General features: G+C 42.9%; 15 protein-coding genes, 1 other RNA gene and 1 other annotated feature. Of the genes, 1 reads left to right on the top strand and 15 read right to left on the bottom strand.

Annotation, left to right across the window (positions count from 1 at the left end; genetic code table 11):
- Positions 1 to 7: 7 nt before the first annotated feature.
- From ACIQXH_RS02770 to ACIQXH_RS02820, 11 genes are all read right to left on the bottom strand, one after another.
- Positions 8 to 886, bottom strand: coding sequence for a branched-chain amino acid ABC transporter permease (locus tag ACIQXH_RS02770; RefSeq protein WP_402869797.1), 879 nt, complete (start codon positions 884 to 886; stop codon positions 8 to 10).
- 128 nt (positions 887 to 1,014) lie between these two features.
- Positions 1,015 to 2,202 carry an ABC transporter substrate-binding protein gene (locus ACIQXH_RS02775; protein WP_402869799.1) on the bottom strand — a complete coding sequence of 396 codons (1,188 nt, stop codon included), beginning with the start codon at positions 2,200 to 2,202 and terminating at the stop codon, positions 1,015 to 1,017.
- A 512-nt stretch (positions 2,203 to 2,714) separates the two neighbouring features.
- Positions 2,715 to 3,902, bottom strand: coding sequence for an ABC transporter substrate-binding protein (locus ACIQXH_RS02780; protein ID WP_403122065.1), 1,188 nt, complete (start codon positions 3,900 to 3,902; stop codon positions 2,715 to 2,717).
- Between the two features lie 155 nt (positions 3,903 to 4,057).
- Positions 4,058 to 4,819, bottom strand: a complete 762-nt coding sequence (locus ACIQXH_RS02785; RefSeq protein ID WP_402958245.1) for a tRNA threonylcarbamoyladenosine dehydratase — start codon at positions 4,817 to 4,819, stop codon at positions 4,058 to 4,060.
- A 110-nt stretch (positions 4,820 to 4,929) separates the two neighbouring features.
- Positions 4,930 to 6,078 carry a M20 family metallopeptidase gene (locus tag ACIQXH_RS02790; RefSeq protein ID WP_403122067.1) on the bottom strand — a complete coding sequence of 383 codons (1,149 nt, stop codon included), beginning with the start codon at positions 6,076 to 6,078 and terminating at the stop codon, positions 4,930 to 4,932.
- Between the two features lie 168 nt (positions 6,079 to 6,246).
- Positions 6,247 to 7,218, bottom strand: coding sequence for an NERD domain-containing protein (locus ACIQXH_RS02795; protein WP_403122068.1), 972 nt, complete (start codon positions 7,216 to 7,218; stop codon positions 6,247 to 6,249).
- Positions 7,219 to 7,222: 4 nt separating this feature from the next.
- The gene (locus ACIQXH_RS02800) at positions 7,223 to 7,345 is read right to left on the bottom strand and encodes a hypothetical protein (protein ID WP_403122070.1); all 123 of its coding nucleotides are present in this window, start codon (positions 7,343 to 7,345) and stop codon (positions 7,223 to 7,225) included.
- Between the two features lie 67 nt (positions 7,346 to 7,412).
- Positions 7,413 to 7,598: non-coding RNA, 6S RNA (gene ssrS / locus ACIQXH_RS02805), on the bottom strand.
- Positions 7,599 to 7,681: 83 nt separating this feature from the next.
- Positions 7,682 to 9,454, bottom strand: a complete 1,773-nt coding sequence (gene aspS / locus ACIQXH_RS02810) for an aspartate--tRNA ligase (protein WP_402869808.1) — start codon at positions 9,452 to 9,454, stop codon at positions 7,682 to 7,684.
- 12 nt (positions 9,455 to 9,466) lie between these two features.
- Positions 9,467 to 10,738, bottom strand: a complete 1,272-nt coding sequence (hisS, locus tag ACIQXH_RS02815) for a histidine--tRNA ligase (protein WP_402869810.1) — start codon at positions 10,736 to 10,738, stop codon at positions 9,467 to 9,469.
- Positions 10,739 to 10,812: 74 nt separating this feature from the next.
- Positions 10,813 to 11,049 (bottom strand) — a binding site (T-box leader).
- An 80-nt stretch (positions 11,050 to 11,129) separates the two neighbouring features.
- Positions 11,130 to 11,303, bottom strand: coding sequence for a hypothetical protein (locus ACIQXH_RS02820; RefSeq protein ID WP_402869812.1), 174 nt, complete (start codon positions 11,301 to 11,303; stop codon positions 11,130 to 11,132).
- A 128-nt stretch (positions 11,304 to 11,431) separates the two neighbouring features.
- Here ACIQXH_RS02820 and ACIQXH_RS02825 point away from each other — a divergent pair, with 128 nt between their 5' ends.
- On the top strand, positions 11,432 to 13,195 hold the full coding sequence (locus ACIQXH_RS02825; protein WP_403122072.1) for an N-acetylmuramoyl-L-alanine amidase family protein: 1,764 nt from the start codon (positions 11,432 to 11,434) through the stop codon (positions 13,193 to 13,195).
- A gap of 84 nt (positions 13,196 to 13,279) precedes the next feature.
- Here ACIQXH_RS02825 and dtd read toward each other — a convergent pair whose 3' ends face one another.
- The 4 genes from dtd to recJ all read right to left on the bottom strand — a co-directional run bounded on the left by dtd (position 13,280) and on the right by recJ (position 19,134).
- Positions 13,280 to 13,723 (bottom strand): D-aminoacyl-tRNA deacylase, encoded by a 444-nt coding sequence (gene dtd / locus ACIQXH_RS02830; RefSeq protein WP_403122074.1) that lies wholly within the window; start codon positions 13,721 to 13,723, stop codon positions 13,280 to 13,282.
- A gap of 14 nt (positions 13,724 to 13,737) precedes the next feature.
- The gene (locus tag ACIQXH_RS02835) at positions 13,738 to 15,936 is read right to left on the bottom strand and encodes a RelA/SpoT family protein (RefSeq protein ID WP_402869817.1); all 2,199 of its coding nucleotides are present in this window, start codon (positions 15,934 to 15,936) and stop codon (positions 13,738 to 13,740) included.
- 319 nt (positions 15,937 to 16,255) lie between these two features.
- Complete coding sequence (locus ACIQXH_RS02840) at positions 16,256 to 16,768, bottom strand: adenine phosphoribosyltransferase (protein WP_402869819.1); 513 nt, start codon at positions 16,766 to 16,768, stop codon at positions 16,256 to 16,258.
- A complete protein-coding gene (gene recJ / locus ACIQXH_RS02845) occupies positions 16,759 to 19,134 on the bottom strand; it encodes a single-stranded-DNA-specific exonuclease RecJ (protein WP_402986421.1) in 2,376 nt (791 codons plus the stop codon). Before recJ ends, ACIQXH_RS02840 begins: the two co-directional genes overlap by 10 nt.
- Between the last annotated feature and the right edge of the window lie 76 nt (positions 19,135 to 19,210).

Genomic DNA, 19,210 nt, shown 5'->3' on the forward strand with positions numbered 1-19,210 from the left:
GTCTCCCTTATACTTTTTCTTTTTTGTTTTTACCGAACAAGCCTTGTGGCATGAAAATCAAGATAAGAATCAGTACGATAAAGGCTACGGCATCCCGCCATAATGAATAGCCGGCGGCACTGACCAAAGCCTCGATGACTCCAAGCAATAATCCTCCGACCATCGCACCCGGGATAATTCCGATTCCACCAAGCACCGCGGCTACGAATGCCTTCAACCCTGGGAGCACTCCCATCAAAGGCTCGATTTTTATATAATAGATACCAAAAATGACCCCTGCTGCTCCCGCTAATGCGGAACCGATTGCAAATGTTGCTGAAATCGTATTATTGACGTTGATCCCCATCAGCTTAGCCGCATCTGCATCGAAAGAAACGGCACGCATCGCCTTCCCGATTTTCGTTCGATGCACAATGATTTGTAGAACGATCATCAATGCGACGGCTACGCCAAAGATCAATACCGACTGGCTGTTTATCGAAGCACCGAATATATTGATTTTATCCGAAGGCAATACATCACTCGGATAAGCTTCCGGCTGTGCACCACGGACATAGATGAATCCATATTCGATCAAAAGCGAAACACCGATGGCGGTTATAAGAGCGGCAATGCGCGTTGCATTGCGCAATGGCTTGTATGCGATCCGTTCAATTAATACGCCAAAGAGTGCACAGACCGTCATTGATATAAGAAGAGCTGGCACGAATGACAGTTCCAAAACCGTTATCGAGTAGAAACCAACGAATGATCCGACCATGAAGACGTCACCATGTGCGAAGTTTATCAGTTTAACAATTCCATACACCATCGTATATCCGAGAGCGATAAGGGCATAAATGCTACCGAGTGAAACTCCATTTATTAGCTGTTGTACCAATTCCATATTCGACTCTCCTTGAAAAATCTAATTTTATAATGCGGCACGTCTATTTTTTCAGTGGGTAAAAAATGAGAAGTCGCCAGCACCTTCTAATCGAAGAAGGGCCGGCGAAGGTTAAAACCTTTCCCAGATCATTCAGGATTGATTTTTGTATTGAATACCTGTTTTCCTTCTTTAAACTCAAGGATCGTAGCGGATTTGATTGGATTGTGTTTTTCATCTAATGTAAATGTTCCCGTCACAAGGCTAAGATCTTTTGTTTTTTCCAAAGCATCCTTGATCTTATCCGAATCCGAAGATCCGGCACGTTTAATGGCATCGGCAAGGAAGTAGCCAGTATCGTAGCCTAAAGCGTTAAAAGCATCAGGGGATTTGTCTTTGTATTCAGCCTTGAATGCCGACACAAAGTTCTGGATCTTTTCGTCAGGGTCACCTGAAGAATAATGGTTGGTGATGAATGTATTATTTAGAGCCTTCTCACCAGCAATTTCAACTAGTTTAGGAGAATCCCAACCATCGCCGCCCATGAATGGAACGTCAAGACCTGTTTCACGAGCCTGCTTAACGATCAATCCAGCTTCTTCATAGTAGCCTGGTAGGAAGATGAAATCCGGTTTTGCCGATTTCAGGCGAGTCAGTGTAGAACGGAAATCAGTATCCTTGGCAATATAAGCTTCTTCCGCTACAACTTTTCCACCATTTTTTTCGAATTGTTCCTTAAAAGCTGCCGCTAACCCTTTTGAATAATCGCTTGCACTATCAATATAGATGGCTGCGCTTTTTGCTTTGATTTCGCTAGTGGCGAAATTCGCTGCAACGGTTCCTTGGAAAGGATCGATAAAGCTTGTTCTGAAAACATAATCATTCAATTTATCATCTTTATATGTGATTTCTGGGCTTGTCCCAGAAGGAGAGATGACCGGAACCTTATTATCTTGGGCAATCTGCACCTGTGCGATTGTATTCGTACTCGTTGCGGCACCGACGATCGCTGTCACCTTATCTTGAGAAGTCAGCTTGATGGCACCACTAGTCGCTTCAGCCGCTTCCGATTTATTATCAACTGGTATAAGTTTGATTTTTTTTCCATCAATGCCTTCTTTGTTAATTTCTTCAGTCGCAAGCTTGAGGCCTTCTGAAATCGATTGTCCATAAGAGGCTACTCCCCCTGATAATTCAAGGTTCACACCGATTTTGATCGTGTCTCCCTCTTCACCCTTTTTTGATGTTGAAGCAGAGTCCGATCCGGAACAACCTGCCAATACCCCCGCTGCAAGTGATAACGAAAGAAATGCACTTGCTAATTTCTTCTTTTTCATAATGAACCCCCTATTTGTAATCTTTGTGTGTAGCGCATGAATATTTATTCAATACGCCGATTAAATAACAGATTAATATAAATATTTACAATTAAATAAATATTTTGAAAATAGTTTACCGCATAATTTTCACCACGTCTAGACGTAAAATGCATGAACATTTTGTCCAATAGTCTATATCTCATAGACCTTTGCAAGCTATTATTATATTGATATATGCCATCCTCGTTATTAACAGAGAAAAATCAAAGAGTTTCTTTATTTCAATGTTATAAACCTACGTTTTTCATCGGTCATTTTTTATTCCGTCATTAGTAACATCCAACCTTATCATTTCCTTAATTTTCTATTCTTGAGTATCCTGATAGGTTTTTACGCCTACATTCAGCACGTATCTTTTATACAGATTTCTATTTCAAAATTGTATAATACTATATAAATATGCAGGTATTTCTGCTGGCATATTACAACAAAAAGACCGCCATATGGCGGTCCCTTTGAATCAATCTAGATCACGGATCAATCTTCGTATTAAAGGTTTGTTTGCCATCCACATATTCCAAGATGGTGGCCGATTTAATCGGATCATGGTTTTCATCCAAGTTCAAGGTTCCTGAGACTAATTCGAAATCCTTCACTTCTTCTAATGCTTTTCTGATATTTTCAGATGTTGGGTCTCCAGCTCTTTTGATGGCATCAGCCAAATAGTAACCAGTGTCGTAGCCTAATGCAGCAAAAGCATCAGGTGTTTTGTTGTATTTAGCTTTGAATGCTGAAACGAAATCTTGAATCTTAGCGTCTTCGTCTTCCGGCGAATAGTGATTAGTGATATAGGTGTTCTTCAAAGTTTCCGCTCCGGCAATTTCCACGACTTTTGGTGAATCCCAGCCGTCTCCACCCATGAACGGGAGGTCCATTCCATTTTCCCGAGCTTGCTTCAAGATCAGACCGACTTCTTCATAGTAACCTGGAAGAAATACGAACTCTGGTTTTGCTGACTTGATGCGAGTCAATGTGGCACGGAAATCAGTATCTTTTGTCACATAAGCTTCTTCCGATACGATTTTCCCTCCATTTTTCGTAAAGGCTTCCTTAAAGGCTGCAGCGAGTCCTTTTGAGTAATCGCTTGCACTGTCAACATAAATGGCAGCAGTCTTCGCCTTCACTTCATCTGTTGCGAAATTGGCTGCAACGGTTCCTTGGAATGGATCGATGAAGCATGTTCTAAACACATAATCATTCAATTTTCCAGCTTTGTTCGTGATATCGGGATTGGTTGCGGTTGGTGTAAGTAGAGGAATCTTGTTATCCTGTGCGACCTGAACTTGTGCCAACGTGTTTGTACTTGTAGCGGATCCTACAATCGCCACTACTTTATCCTGACTGACAAGTTTAATCGAACCGTTCGTTGCTTCTGCTGCATCCGATTTATTATCCACTTTTTTAATTTCAATTTTTTTACCATTGATTCCTTCTTTATTGATTTCATCGATGGCCAATTGCAAACCATCCATTGCAGACTGACCAAATGAGGCCGTCCCACCTGACAATTCAAGGTTCGCACCAATTTTTATGGTGTCTCCTGAACTGGATGATCCTCCGCCTGAACTACTGGTTTTCGAGTCACCATTGCAACCTGCCAGTGCCCCCGCGATTAATGATAGTGATAAAACCATGCCTGCTAACTTTTTCTTTTTCATTTGAAACCCCCTTTTTCTTTAAAAACAAAAAGAATATTCTGAAAATAATGTATCTCATTCTAGGTAGTTTGTCTATATTTTTCGGTAAAATAGTAAATATATGTAATTATTAAAACAAAAAAACTGACCCTGGATCAGAGTCAGCTTCCGGCTTATTAATCGTTAACACGACGAACTTCAATATCTTTTAATAGGTCATTGATGACCCAGCTTGCCGCAATTAAGCCGGCTACAGATGGAACGAACGCATTGGAAGATGGAGGCATTTGAGCTTTACGGATTTTCGCCTCATCATTACCGACCTCTTTCCGGACATCCTCACGTATCACAATTGGGCTTTCATCGGAAAATACAACCGGAATTCCTTTTGTGATGCCTTCTTTACGCAATCTTGTGCGGATGACTTTCGCAAGCGGATCGGTATGTGTCTTCGAAATATCAGCAATCTGGAAGCGGGTTGGATCCATTTTATTTGCGGCACCCATACTTGCGATGATCTTGATATTTCGTTTCAGGCACTCTTTCATGACATGCATTTTGTAGATGACCGTATCGGATGCATCGATGACATAATCGAGATTATAACTGAAGAATTCCTCGAAGGTTTCTTCTGTATAAAACATCTTCAAGGCGATGACTTCACACTCCGGATTAATATCCTGGATGCGCGCTTTCATCAATTCGGCTTTTGGCTGGCCCACAGTCGAAAGAAGCGCATGGATCTGTCTGTTTACATTTGTGATGTCCACATCATCTTTATCGACAAGGATAATCCGGCCAACACCTGTACGTGCCAACGCTTCGGCTGAAAAAGAACCGACTCCGCCTACACCAAGGACAGCGACCGTCGTGTTTTTCAACCGGTCCATGCCCTCTTTACCAATCGCTAGTTCATTTCGTGAAAACTGATGCAGCATATATTTTCAACTCCAATAAATTCTGATCTTATTTATGTTCCCAATTAACAATATATCATAAACATCAGGGATGACAAGCAAATATGACCAGTTTTATCGGAATTGGCAGGCTAGTTCATTCGAGACAATTTTTCGAGCAAGGTGGCTAATAGGAGTGTGCGTTCTAACAGGCTTTCTATCTCTAAATATTCATCTTCGCTATGGGCATGGCCTCCAATCGGTCCGAGTCCATCAATCGTTGCAATCCCTAATTCAGAGGGGAACGACGCATCCGAGCCTCCGCCCGTTTCCGTATCGGTGATGGTGATGCCCATTTCCTCACCCGCTTGCCGGATGATTTCCAATAAGACGGTGGTTTTCTCCGTCTTTTCCATGGGTGGCCGGTCCATCTTACCGCTAAGGCTTGTTTTTGTTCCCGCTACAAACGTTTGGGCACAGATATCCTTCATTTGCTTAAAGACGAACTGCGCCTGGTTTCTTTTCGAGATTCGCACATCTATTAAAGCTGATGCATGGGGTGCAACTGTATTGACCGCCACCCCGCCTTCTATGATTCCAACATTTACGCCGATGCCTAGTTGATGATCCGTTAACCGATGCAGGGCGAGGATCTTATGAGCCAATTCTTCAATCGCACTCTGACCTTTTTCCGGTTCAACCCCAGAATGTGCAGATTTCCCTACAACCTCCACCTTGAATTGGCCGCAACCTCTTCTCGCGGTGACAAGTGAACCATCTGCTCTCGCTGGCTCTAACACAAGCGCGAACTTCTTGTCCTTGGCTTTTTCCGAAATGAGCGCGGCAGACGATGGCGACCCTATCTCTTCATCACTGTTCAAAATGATCTGTATATGTTTATAGCCGGTTTGTCCAGTGAGCTTCATGCAAAAAATCGCATATAGAAGCTCGACCAAGCTTCCCTTCATGTCAATAACACCTGGCCCATATGCACGCGGGCCCACCATTTTGAACGGACGTTTCTTCGCCGTCCCTTCCGAAAAAACGGTATCCATATGGCCAATAATGAGAATATGCGGAGACATTGCTTCACGGTGCTGGATGACTAAATGATCGCCATATTTCTCCTGTTTAATTACCGTCACTAGAAAATTAAGATCCTCAAATTTCTTTTTTAAAATCGCTCCGATTTCATCAATGCCTTTTTTTGTATAAGAACCGCTATCGATATTCACAAGCTGCTCCAATAATTGGAGCATTTCTTTCCTTTTCGCGTGCAATAAGTCCTTCAAAGCCCTCACTACTTTCTATCCTCGCTAAAGATTTATACTCCTACTCATAATTTACGAACGTACATCACGGAATGTTCCATAAATAGTGCGGGTATCAGTCGGTTTGATGTTTTTACCGGTCAATTTTGCACTTTTATCGGTCTAATGTAACATTTATCGGTCAAAACTCACTTTATATCAGTCAACCTCCCATTCAAGAACATATTCTCGCCCTTTATATGATCCGTAATGATCGACCTTCATTCCTGACAGGATACGATTGGCAACCGTTCCTGATTCAATTTGCAGAAACGAACGCACATCTTTATTCGTTACCGTAGGACGGAAAAGGAGGGCAAAATCATGCAATGCTTGTAAGTGAGCATTCTTTGAGCTATGTGAACATGAAGGGCATATCCATTTTCCCCGCCCGCGTTTCATGGGAAGAGCCATACATTCCGGACATTGGACACCTTTCAATAATTCAGTTTCAGGGATTTGGTACACGTGTAGGATATTCTGATTAAGCGGGGTGTTTTTTTGGAGGAAGCTATTAGAAAGTTTGTTGAATTGCCTTTGCGTCAGTAAATGGGAAGGATACTTATTTTCAAGGGTTCGTATTCTAGCGTTGAGGGTTTCTCTACCGGTAATTTGGTTGAAAATCGAAGTGTGCCCAGGCGTAGTTTTGATGATGGCATTCGGGTTTGCATTAGCAATGAGGGTTTCTATCGGAATCTCCGGGAATTTATGAAGCCTCATCCAATCGATTAAGCGGGATTTCTGGATATTCACCTGTAGAAGCGGGTCAAGGTAGGCTTGTTCCTGCCCGTCTTTCGTACGGATCAATTGAGGATAAAGTCGATCAAAATAAAGTGAACCGGCAAAGTTTTTCACCTCTATAATAATCATTACATTTTTGGACAAAAGCAATAGATCCAGTTGAAAAAAACGGGTTGCGTCATGCTGTAATCGCAGATCATGAAAGATGTAAAATTCCCCTGATAGATAGGCTAACTCAGCACCGATGGCTCGTTCTCCTTTATGGCCCGTGTGTATTTTCCGATAATCACTCGTTATAAGGTACTGCTTAGGATGGTGTTCAGGTAGCCTCCTGGTCAACGCTTCTAGTTTGAGCATCTTAATTGGCTTCTTGCATGCTTTTTTAATCAATTCATCACTCTCCTTGCATGCTTTTTTCGACATGTCTGCAGATGAATCCTGCATAAAAGGGTTCTGCATGTCTTTTATCGGTCAAATCAGCACTTTTATCAGTCAAATCAGCACTTTTATCAGTCAAACCAAACCCCATCCAAAGCACACAAAAAAACCCATGTTTTCTCAACATGAGTTACTTTGTTATGAGTAAGAGTCCCAATTGTGCCGTTTATGCCTTTGTTTTGAACCCGCTCTCCGCAGGTGGGTGCTCGGTTCCTTGCATTTGTAAGTCCTCTACGAAGGAGGCATTTACGCGGCCTGGAAACTAGTGCTCCCGGTAACTATAAGTGTTCGGTCAAAACTTATAGGTTAAAGAACGAACACATCAGGACTCTTACTTGTTGAAATCATCATAGCATATCACTTAGCTCTGTTTCAAGAGAAAGCATCTAGGTATAATTTATCATTTTTTACCAATTTACTTACTTTTCTTTGCAGCCAATCTGATGCTTAGTTCTGCTAATTGCTTGTCGCTTACCGGACTTGGAGCATCTACAAGCAAATCGCTGGCGCTAGCTGTTTTTGGGAACGCGATGGTATCGCGAAGGTTTGAACGACCCGCAAGCAACATTACCATACGGTCTAATCCAAGGGCAATTCCGCCATGTGGAGGTGTTCCGTATTCAAAGGCATCCATTAGGAATCCGAATTGTGCTTTTGCTTCTTCTTCAGTGAATCCAAGTACTTTGAACATTTTTTCTTGAACATCACGTTCGAAAATACGTAATGAACCACCGCCAAGCTCGTACCCGTTCAATACAAGGTCATAGGCTTGTGCGCGGACATTGGCCGGATCGGATTCAAGAATATCCAAGTCTTCACGGAATGGCATTGTGAATGGATGGTGGGCTGCGTAGTAGCGGCCTTCGTCTTCGTCATATTCAAATAATGGCCAGTCTGTAACCCATAGGAAGTTGAATTTGCTTTCGTCGATCAAGCCTCTTTCTTTACCAAGCTTGTTACGAAGTGCACCAAGTGCGTCCGCTACGATTCCTTTTTTATCGGCAACAAATAGGATAAGGTCCCCTACTTCCGCTTCCACTGCAGCTACTAATTGTTGTTGATCTTCAGCGAAGAATTTAGCGATTGGTCCTTTTACGCCGTCTTCTTCGACTTTCAACCAAGCAAGGCCTTTCGCGCCGTAAATCGCTGCAAATTCTGCCAATGCATCGATATCTTTACGGGAATAGTCTGCATTTCCGTCCTTAACGACGATTGCTTTTACTTGTCCCCCGTTCGCAATAGCTCCTGTAAATACTTTAAAGTCGCTATCTTTCACGATTTCAGATACGTCTTTCAATTCCATTGCAAAACGTGTATCCGGTTTGTCAGAACCAAAACGGCTCATCGCTTCGTTATACGTCATTTGCGGGAATGGAAGGGTAACGTCCATTCCTTTTACGTCTTTCATGACTTTTGCCATCATGTTTTCAGCCGTTTTAATGATATCTTCCTGGCTCATGAAGCTAGTTTCAATATCGATTTGCGTGAATTCAGGCTGTCTGTCAGCACGTAAATCTTCATCACGGAAACAGCGTGCAATTTGGTAATAGCGTTCAAAGCCAGATACCATCAATAGCTGTTTGAAAAGCTGTGGAGATTGTGGCAATGCGTAAAATTCACCATCATGGACACGGCTTGGGACTAAATAATCACGTGCGCCTTCTGGTGTGCTTTTTGTCAAGATCGGTGTTTCGATATCAAGGAAGCCTTCTCCGTCCAAGAAATCACGGATTGCTTTAGTCGTTTGGTTACGCATTTTCAACGTTTCGAACATGGCCGGACGACGTAAGTCCAAGTAACGATATTTCAAACGGATATCTTCTGAGACTTCCGTTCTTTCATCAATGATGAACGGAGGTGTTTTTGCTTCATTCAAGATTGTTACGCTTTCGGCTTGAACTTCAATCGTACCTGTTGTCACGTTCGGGTTGATGTTCGCCTCATCACGCTTGATGACCGTTCCTTGAATATCAAGAACGTATTCATTACGGATTTTTTCAGCGGTTGCCAAGGCTGCTGCCGAGATATCCGGATTGAAAACGACTTGTACGACCCCGCTTCTGTCACGAAGGTCGATAAAGATCACTCCACCTAGGTCACGACGTTTTTGTACCCATCCTTTTAATGTAACCTTTTCACCAATTGCTGCTTCTGTTACTTCTCCATTGAAGTATGTTCTGCCAAACATGGTATTTCCCCCTTAAGCCTGTAGCTTTTTAAATTGTTCAACGAATGTAGCTAGATCCATTTGGACCTGTTCGCCCGTTTCCATGAACTTTAGACTGATTTTATTGTTTGCCAATTCATCGTCTCCAAGAGTCGCCACGTATTTCGCTTCTAGACGGTCAGCTGATTTAAATTGGGCTTTTACTTTACGGTCCTGGTAGTCTTTTTCGACTTTGAATCCAGCATTACGCAATTGATAGGCAAGTTTTACGTTATAATCCTTAGCCGCTTCACCTAATGAAACAAGATAGCAATCGATGCCTTTTTTAATTGGAAGTTGGACATTTTCGGCTGAAAGTGCAGCAATGAGACGCTCGATGCTAAGTGCAAAACCAATTCCTGGCGTTTCCGGACCGCCAAGCTCTTCGGCAAGACCGTTATAACGTCCTCCACCGCATAGAGTCGTGATGGCTCCAAATCCTTCAGCATCACTCATGATTTCAAAAGCTGTATGATTGTAATAATCCAAGCCGCGAACAAGTGTTGGATCTTCGACAAACTCGATGTCCAAATTTGTTAAATGCTGCTTCACTTTTTCGAAATAGATACGTGATTCCTCATTTAAATAATCAATGATGGAAGGTGCCGTTTGCATCAATTCATGATCGTGGTCTTTCTTACAATCAAGAATACGGAGTGGGTTTTTTTCCAGGCGTTGCTGGCAATCACCACAGAACTCGCCGATGCGTGGCTCGAAATGCTGGATTAATGCATTGCGGTGCGCTGTCCGGCTTTCTTTATCCCCTAAGCTATTAATGACCAATTTCAGTTTTTTCAATCCAAGTGCCTTGTACAGGCTCATCGCCAATGAAAGAACCTCTGCATCAATGCCAGGATCCTTACTGCCCAAAGCTTCGATCCCGAATTGAACGAACTGACGGAAGCGTCCTGCCTGTGGCCGTTCGTACCGGAACATGGGTCCGATATAATAAAGTTTGACCGGTTGATTCGCCCAACCAAACATTTTGTTCTCGATGTATGAACGAACGACAGAAGCTGTTCCTTCAGGACGAAGCGTCAGATTCCTTTCGCCGCGATCCTGGAATGAATACATCTCTTTTTGCACGATGTCGGTCGTATCCCCTACACCCCGCAAAAATAATTCCGTATGTTCAAATATCGGCGTACGGATTTCTTTATACTGATAACGTTGACAAATTTCGCGCGCGGTCTTTTCAATATACTGCCAAATCTCCGTTTGTTCAGGCAGTAAATCCTGTGTACCTCTTGGAATCTGAATCGACATAATTATTTCCTCCTTTAAAGCAAACGCCATTTTATCCCAAACAAAAAACTCCCGCCCCTTGTAACATAATCGTTACAAGGGACGAGAGTTGAATATCCCGTGGTGCCACCCTAGTTGAAACACAATAAATACGTGCCTCCGCTTAAAAGCAGTTAACGCCTGCTTACGTCCATCTCCTACTAGTGAAATCGTTCAGAGTGAAACCTACGGAGGGTTCTTTCATTAAGTCATCATGTGGAATGCTTTCAGCCTCGGCATTTCCTCTCTTGTTCATGTGTTTCTTAATTACTCTTCTCCATCATTGGTTGTTACAGTAATAGTTCTGATATTGTATAATCATACGGACGTTGCCTTCAAATGTCAAGATTCCTTGAGAAATTTGTCGAAACTTTCATTGATTGAGATTCTTTTTCAAGTTTTTGATCGTCCGGACGTTCACTTCGAATTCGGATGCTAATTCAACAAGATTTGCAGTTTGTTCCTTTTGGATGAAATCATGAAAATCGACGCCTAATACTTGATTGCCTCCATTTAATGTCGTTTGGGCCTTCTCGCTGAATTTCATTTGTACCCCTCCATCGTTTAGATATGATTTAGTCTTTCCAAAAATAAATCTTTTTTGCATAATAAAGAGGGAAATTTTTTATTGAACGAGAATAGATACAGATAGACAGAAAAGGGAGAGAGACAGCCATGAAAAGGAAACCAGGATTCATTGCCCTTGCCCTGTTGCTGATGATGACGGCTTTTTCACCGGTACAACACGTACTTGGAGAAAGTGAAGGAGAAATTATCGTGACGTCAAAGGTGGTCAATGTCCGTGAAGGTGCGGGCCTTAGTTACCCTATCGTCAAAAGGCTTACAAAGGGCGACAAATATGAAATCGTAAGTGAAAAAGATGATTGGTACGAAATACGGATTGGTACCGGTAGGACAGGCTGGGTGGCCAATTGGCTTGTGGAAAGAAATACGGAGTCGGGTCAAGTCAGGATGAAAACTGGTCAAGGTACCATTACCGGCGATTCCGTCCGTGTCCGTTTTGGTCCAGGCACCACATTCCAAACGGTAAGTACATTATCAAAAGGTACACCAGTAGACATAATGGAAAAGAATGAAAATTGGGTCCAAATTAAAAAAGGTGACATCGAGGGATGGGTCGCAGCTGACTACATTCAGCTTCCTTCTTCTTCAGCAGAGAACAAGGTGAATCAAGATGTTAAGGAAGAATCGGGAAGGAACCTGAAAACCGGTTTCGTCATGGTCGACAACCTTAATGTCCGTTCGGAACCATCCAAAAACAGCGCCTCATTAGGTAAACTGAATAAGAGTGCTTCGGTCACCGTTTATCAAATCAATAATGAATGGGCTGAAATTAACTTTAAAGGCAAAAAAGGATGGGTCGCTGAATCATACATAGAAATTGGCAAGGATAAAGACGTTACCAAGGAAATCACGGCAGGCACGGCCATAGCAAGAATAACCGCCACAGGTTTAAATGTGCGGAAAAAAGATTCTTTGAATAGCGAAGTCATCGGTTCGGTCAATAAGGATGAGACTTATCCAGTTCTCCAACAAAAAGGACAAATGACACAGCTTCAACTTTCCGACGCAAAAAAAGGATGGGTCGTCAGCTGGTTCCTAGAAATTGAGAATGAGGAACAAACGGCCCAAAAAACGAACCAACCTAACAAAGGTAAGAACATTACAACTTTACATGATGGCACCATCCTTAGAAGTAAACCGGACACTGGCTCCGACATCGTTGGACAAGTTAACGAGGGGGAAACCTTCCCCGTCCTTGGCATGGAGGGAGATTGGTACTCCATTAAGCTTAAGAATGGGAAAACCGCTTATGTAGCAGGCTGGATTGTTAAAGTTGAGGGGAACGCCGATCAAGTTAAACGACCAGGTGTTGAAAAATATTTAGAAGATAAAGTCATCATCATTGATCCAGGCCATGGAGGCCGCGATAGCGGGACAATCGGAGTTGGTGGTACTCTTGAAAAGAACTTGACCATCCAGACGGCTGAGTTACTTCGGGACAAGCTTCAGGCCGCTGGGGCAAAAGTCATCCTAACAAGAAGCTCCAATACGTATGTGGCTCTTCCATCACGTGTCAGCATCTCTCATATTCATAATGCCGATGCGTTCATCAGCCTCCATTATGATAGCACCATCGATCAGATTACAAGTGGGATAACCACGTATTATTATCACGGCTATCAGCAGGCCTTGGCCTCTTCCATAGCCCATTCACTCGGTTCCACCATGCAGGTACCTAATCGCGGGTACCGGTTTGGGGATTATCATGTAATCCGTGAAAACAAACGAGTCGCTGCACTGATTGAATTAGGTTACTTAAGTAACCCTGTCGACGAATTGACGATTACAACGAACGAATACCAAGAAACCGTCACCTCTGCCATCTATAATGGTTTGGCAAGGTATTTTAAATGATGTAAAGCCGGGGCCCAAAATGTGGGGCCTCGGCTTTTCCCATTTTCTCGGATAAAAAAATAAATCCCTGCACAATGCAGGGATTTATTTTTTACTTTCCAATAGCAACGTTACTGGACCATCATTGGTGAGCTGAACATCCATCATGGCACCGAATTCACCTGTTTCGGTATGGACGCCACGTTTGCGTAATTCTTCATTGAATAGATCATATAAAGCTTTCGCCTCATCAGGACGGGCGGCGTCCATGAAGTTCGGGCGACGGCCTTTTCGGCAATCACCGTATAAGGTGAATTGTGAAACGGAAAGGATCGAACCACCAACATCCAGTAATGAATGATTCATCTTTTCATTTTCATCTTCAAATATTCTAAGATTGACAATTTTCTCAGCCAATTGGACGGCGTCAGCCACGGTATCCCCATGGGTGACTCCGACTAAAAGCACGATCCCTTTATCAATTTGACCAATTGTTTTGTCTGCCACAACGACCTTGGCAGCTTTGGAACGTTGTAAAACAACACGCATAGTGATAAAACTCCTTAGTTCATAATCCTTCTTACGGAATAGACATCTGGTATTTGTTTTATACGGACGACGACCTTTTGTAAATGGGCAATGTTATGAATGTAAATGGACATATTGATGGTGGCCACTTTATTACGGTCTGACTTACCTGAAACGGCTGAAATATTTGTCTTAGTTTCATTGACCGCTTGCAGGACTTCATTCAATAAGCCTCGTCGATCATATCCGCTGATTTCAATCTCAACAATGTATTCCTTGCGATCGTTTATGCTGCTTTCCCACTCAACAGGGACCAGACGGTGATCCGATTCGCCACTTTCCAAGTTAGGGCAGTCTCGTCTATGAACGGAGACTCCACGTCCTTTGGTAATATAGCCGACAATTTCATCGCCTGGGACCGGATTGCAACATCTTGATAAACGTATGAGCAGATTATCAATGCCTGGTACACGAACCCCAGAGTCACGTTTTTTCGATGAGCTAGGGAAGGTTTTGAGATCTGAAACCGCTTCTGTGATGTCCGCTTCCTGCTCGACCATTTTCTGCTTACGCCATTTTTCAGTAAGGCGATTGGCTACTTGAAGGGCTGTAATCCCGTTGTAGCCGACTGCTGCATACATGTCCTCTTCATTAAGGAAATTGAATTTATCCGACACGCGCTTAATGTTTTCGGGAGTCAGGATTTCCTTCAGGTCAAATTCCATTTCCTTGATTTCTTTTTCAACCAGCTCTTTGCCTTTTTCAATGTTTTCTTCGCGGCGCTGCTTTTTGAAGAATTGGCGGATTTTATTTTTCGCCTGGGACGTTTGGGTAAGTTTTAGCCAGTCCTGACTAGGTCCATATGAATGCTTCGAAGTCAGGATTTCAATGATGTCACCTGTTTTCAGCTTATAATCCAGCGGTACCATTTTACCGTTCACTTTGGCACCTATCGTTTTATTACCGATTTCGGAATGGATACGGTAAGCAAAGTCAATTGGATTAGATCCTGAAGGAAGCTCAATTACATCGCCTTTAGGTGTGAAAATGAACACCATATCGGAGAAAAGATCGATTTTCAGGGACTCCATGAATTCTTCGGCATTGGTAGCGTCATCTTGGAATTCTAGGATTTCCCGGAACCATGTCAATTTTTCCTCTAGGGACGGCTGTTCACCGACATCCTTGCCTTCTTTGTAAGCCCAGTGAGCGGCTACCCCGAACTCGGCAATGCGATGCATTTCCGATGTACGGATCTGCACTTCAAGCGGATCGCCTTTTGGTCCGATTACCGTCGTATGCAACGATTGATACATATTCGGCTTTGGCATTGCAATATAATCCTTGAATCGGCCAGGCATCGGTTTCCAACATGTATGGATGATCCCCAGGACTGCATAGCAATCCTTGATACTGTTAACCACGATTCGTACCGCTAATAAATCATAAATTTCACTGAATTGCTTGTTTTGGAGAGCCATTTTCCGATAGATGCTGTAAATATGTTTCGGTCTGCCGGAAAGGTCGGCATTTATATGGACTTCCGTAACATTCTTACGCACTTCTTCAATAACTTCTTCTAAATACTCTTCGCGCTCCGCACGCTTTTTCTTCATGAGATTGACGATGCGGTAATACTGTTGCGGATTCAAATACCGTAGTGCGGTATCTTCCAGCTCCCATTTAATCGTGCTAATTCCTAGACGGTGTGCAAGCGGTGCAAAGATTTCCAGGGTCTCATTCGAAATCCTTCTCTGCTTTTCCTGTGGAAGATGCTTCAACGTCCGCATGTTGTGCAATCTATCGGCTAGCTTGATTAAAATGACCCGAATATCTTGAGCCATTGCAACAAACATTTTCCGATGATTTTCCGCTTGTTGTTCTTGCTGTGATTTATATTTGATCTTCCCTAATTTGGTTACGCCATCGACGAGCATGGCTACTTCAGGACTGAAATTTTCTTCGATATCCTTTAACGTGATCTCCGTGTCTTCAACAACATCATGTAAAAAACCTGCGGCAATAGTTGCAGGATCCATTTCTAGGTCCACCAGTATACCAGCGACTTGAATCGGATGAATAATATACGGCTCCCCCGATTTACGGAATTGTTCTCGGTGAGCATGCTCTGCATATTTAAACGCTCTATGAATAAATTCAGCTTCTTCCGGCTGAAGATATAAGCTGGCCCGTTCTACAACCTGCTCGGCAGTCAATATTTGATCATTAGCCATTTAATCACCTTAACCCCACTTTAACTGCCACCGGATACTTTTCCGTCCGGATTGAGTATGATTGGTAACACTTTCCTTCTTTCAACAAAACCCTACATTATTTGCTAAAAAAAATAAATCCGCCTAAACGGATACATGTGCAAATTGATTTAAGTAGAAGAAAAACTCTTTATTATTACTATTATCGAAAAAAAACACAAGGATGTAAAGGGTTAAACGTGTATTTTCTTTAGAATGCTTCTTTTTTTCATTGGAAATTCGACAAAATCACTGAAAATGATAAAAAAAAGAAGGCACTCTGGTCAGAGCGCCCTTGTTTTTAGAATGTCATTAATGTTAAAACATCATAACCTTCTAATTTATCTTTTCCATCTAGGTCTGTTAATTCAATCAGGAATGCAATTCCCGCTACAATTCCACCAAGTTCTTCTACTAATTTAATCGTCGCTTCGATTGTACCGCCAGTAGCAAGTAAATCGTCGGTGATTAGAATGCGTTGGCCCGGTTTAATAGCATCTTTATGGATTGTCAATACATCCGTTCCATATTCTAAACCATATTCGACTTTGATTGTTTCCCGTGGAAGCTTACCTTCTTTTCGCACTGGTGCAAATCCCACTTCCAAAGAGTATGCGACTGGGCAGCCGATAATGAATCCGCGCGCTTCAGGTCCAACAACTAAATCAATCTTCTTATCGCGGGCGTACTCCACGATTTGATCTGTTGCGTATTTATAAGCGGCACCATTATCCATTAATGTTGTAATATCTTTGAAGATAACACCCGGTTTCGGCCAGTCTTGCACAATCGTTACAAATTGCTTTAAATCCATTGCTTTGTTTCCTCCTCAAGGTCTATTGCCTCATGAATCAATATATGATTGAACCAATCGAATAATTGCTGATAGGAAGAATAAACTAGCTCTTGCTCGAGCTCAAATTGTTCTTTCTTTCTTATAAACGAAACAGATTCACTGAAATCGCGTTTTTTCGGGTTGGTCGTGAGCATAATTAATCCATTGTCTATTGTAACAAAATCAAGCTCAAAAAACACCTTAGAAATAAAATCCACTGTATCTCTTGACCAGCCGCGGTATTTGGCAAGGTCATCGCCATACCTTTTTATATCGAGCGGGCCCTTTTTGGAAAGAAATGCATAAAACCATTTGAAGTGGTCACGCGTCGGTAGCGTACTCAAAAAATGATCCTGCACATGAGAAAAATGAGCATAGATTCGTGCTGGTTTTTTATTTTCAACCACCTGTTTCAACAGGTTCCTCAGCGGTGGCATGTCCATGAATACGACATGGCCTTCATGACATTCCAGTTCCAAGGCATCCTTTTCGTCCTCTATATGGACAAGGTCAGGATGTTGTTGTAGAAATGGATAGGCTTTAAGAGTTTCCTCAGAGAAGATAACGATCTTCCGGTTATGTGCCGGAATGTCCGCCAGCCATTTATCAGCTTGTCCCTTGCCTCGATAGTCGAAAAGTTGCCAATGATTGACTTCTATATCTTGCACAAAGATTTGCGGCTTTTTGATGTTATTCCATTCATTGATGGAAAGTTCACCGATAACGGAAACCTTTGCGTGTGGGGCAATCTCTTCCATATAATGTCCAAGGCCGAACCCTACCCCATCCAGTTTATGATTCTCGCTATCCTCAAGCTGAACCTTCAAGTGGTTGTGGTTCGTGCCAATTTTGCGGACGCTCGCAAGCTGAACGGAATCTATTAAAATCTTCGGCTTAGGGTTCGTCACACCGAAGGGAGCAAGCAAACTCATTTCCTGGATCGTTTGAATGGAGGCTTCAGCCAATGTCGTCGCCCCATCCAGATTGGTAATCGGTGTGAAGTCCTCTTCGTTAAGTTGTTCGTTCGCAATCTTATTCATACGGTCCCGAAGCTCTTGAACGTCTTCGATTTTCAATGTCATCCCTGCAGCCATAGGATGGCCACCGAAATGAGGCAATAGTTCCCGACAGGTTGAAAGGCTTGCGAAAAGGTCGAAGCCGGAAATGCTCCGGGCCGATCCCTTTGCAAGTCCTTTTTCCTGGTCAAAACTTAATACGATGGTTGGTCGGTAAAAACGTTCAACGAGCTTAGAGGCTACAATCCCGACAACCCCCGCATTCCACCCTTCCCTTCCAATGATAAGGACACCATTGGTCTCAGGCGGATAGTTTTCCTCCACTTCCCGAATGGCTTCTTCAGCCATCGATGCAACCATCGTTTGCCGCTCTTTGTTAATATCGTTGATTTCCACAGCAAGCTCGGTCGCTTCTTCCAAATTATCCGACATCAGTAAATCGACGGCCGGATCGGCATCTCCAAGGCGGCCAACGGCATTGATTCGAGGCGCCATCCCAAATCCGATTGATTCTTCACTCAATGCCTCCTGCTGGATATTCGCCACTTTCATCAAGGCTACGAGCCCTGGTCGTTTGGTCAACCGCAGCTTTTCGATTCCTTTCGCAGCAATCAGACGGTTCTCCCCTTGTAAAGGGACCAAATCGGCAATGGTACCGATTGCCGCGATTTCCAGCAGATCCTCGGGCATTTCGCCAAGTAAAGCATGGGCCAGTTTGAACGCAACCCCCACTCCTGCAAGGTCTTTAAAAGGATAGGCGCTATCTTCAAGCTTTGGATGGATGATGGCCAGTGCTTCAGGCAGGATAGGACCTGGTTCATGGTGGTCGGTCAAAATATAATCCATGCCTAGCTCAGCTGCCAGCTTCGCTTCTTCCACAGCAGAGATTCCCGTATCGACGGTTATTAACACCTTAACGCCTTGATCTGCAGCCAGGCGGAAAGCCATTGGATTCGGTCCATATCCTTCCGTAAACCTGTTGGGAATGTAAAAATCGACATCAGCACCTAATTTAGTCAATGTCGTCATCATGACCGTCGTGGACGTTACACCATCCGCATCATAGTCCCCGAAAATCCTGATTTTCTCTTTATTTTGTATCGCTTCTCTTATTCTATATACCGCTTTATCCATATCTTTCATTAAAAACGGATCATGGAAAGTTTGATTTTTTACAAATAGAAATGAACGGGCACTTTCAATGGTATCTAGGCCCCTATTCACTAGTAATGTCGCAACCAAAGGTGTGATATGAAGCTCTTCGGCTAGTATAGCTACTTTATTTTCATCGACGGATTTTACGTTCCATCGAGTTTTTGGCTTTAACATGCATTCACCCCTTAACCTACTTATTATACAAAATCACAAGTTTGGTTTCAATTTTATATTATAGACTTTCTTGTTC

The sequence above is a fragment of the Peribacillus sp. NPDC097225 genome, assembly GCF_044761955.1.
GTDB lineage: Bacteria > Bacillota > Bacilli > Bacillales > DSM-1321 > Peribacillus.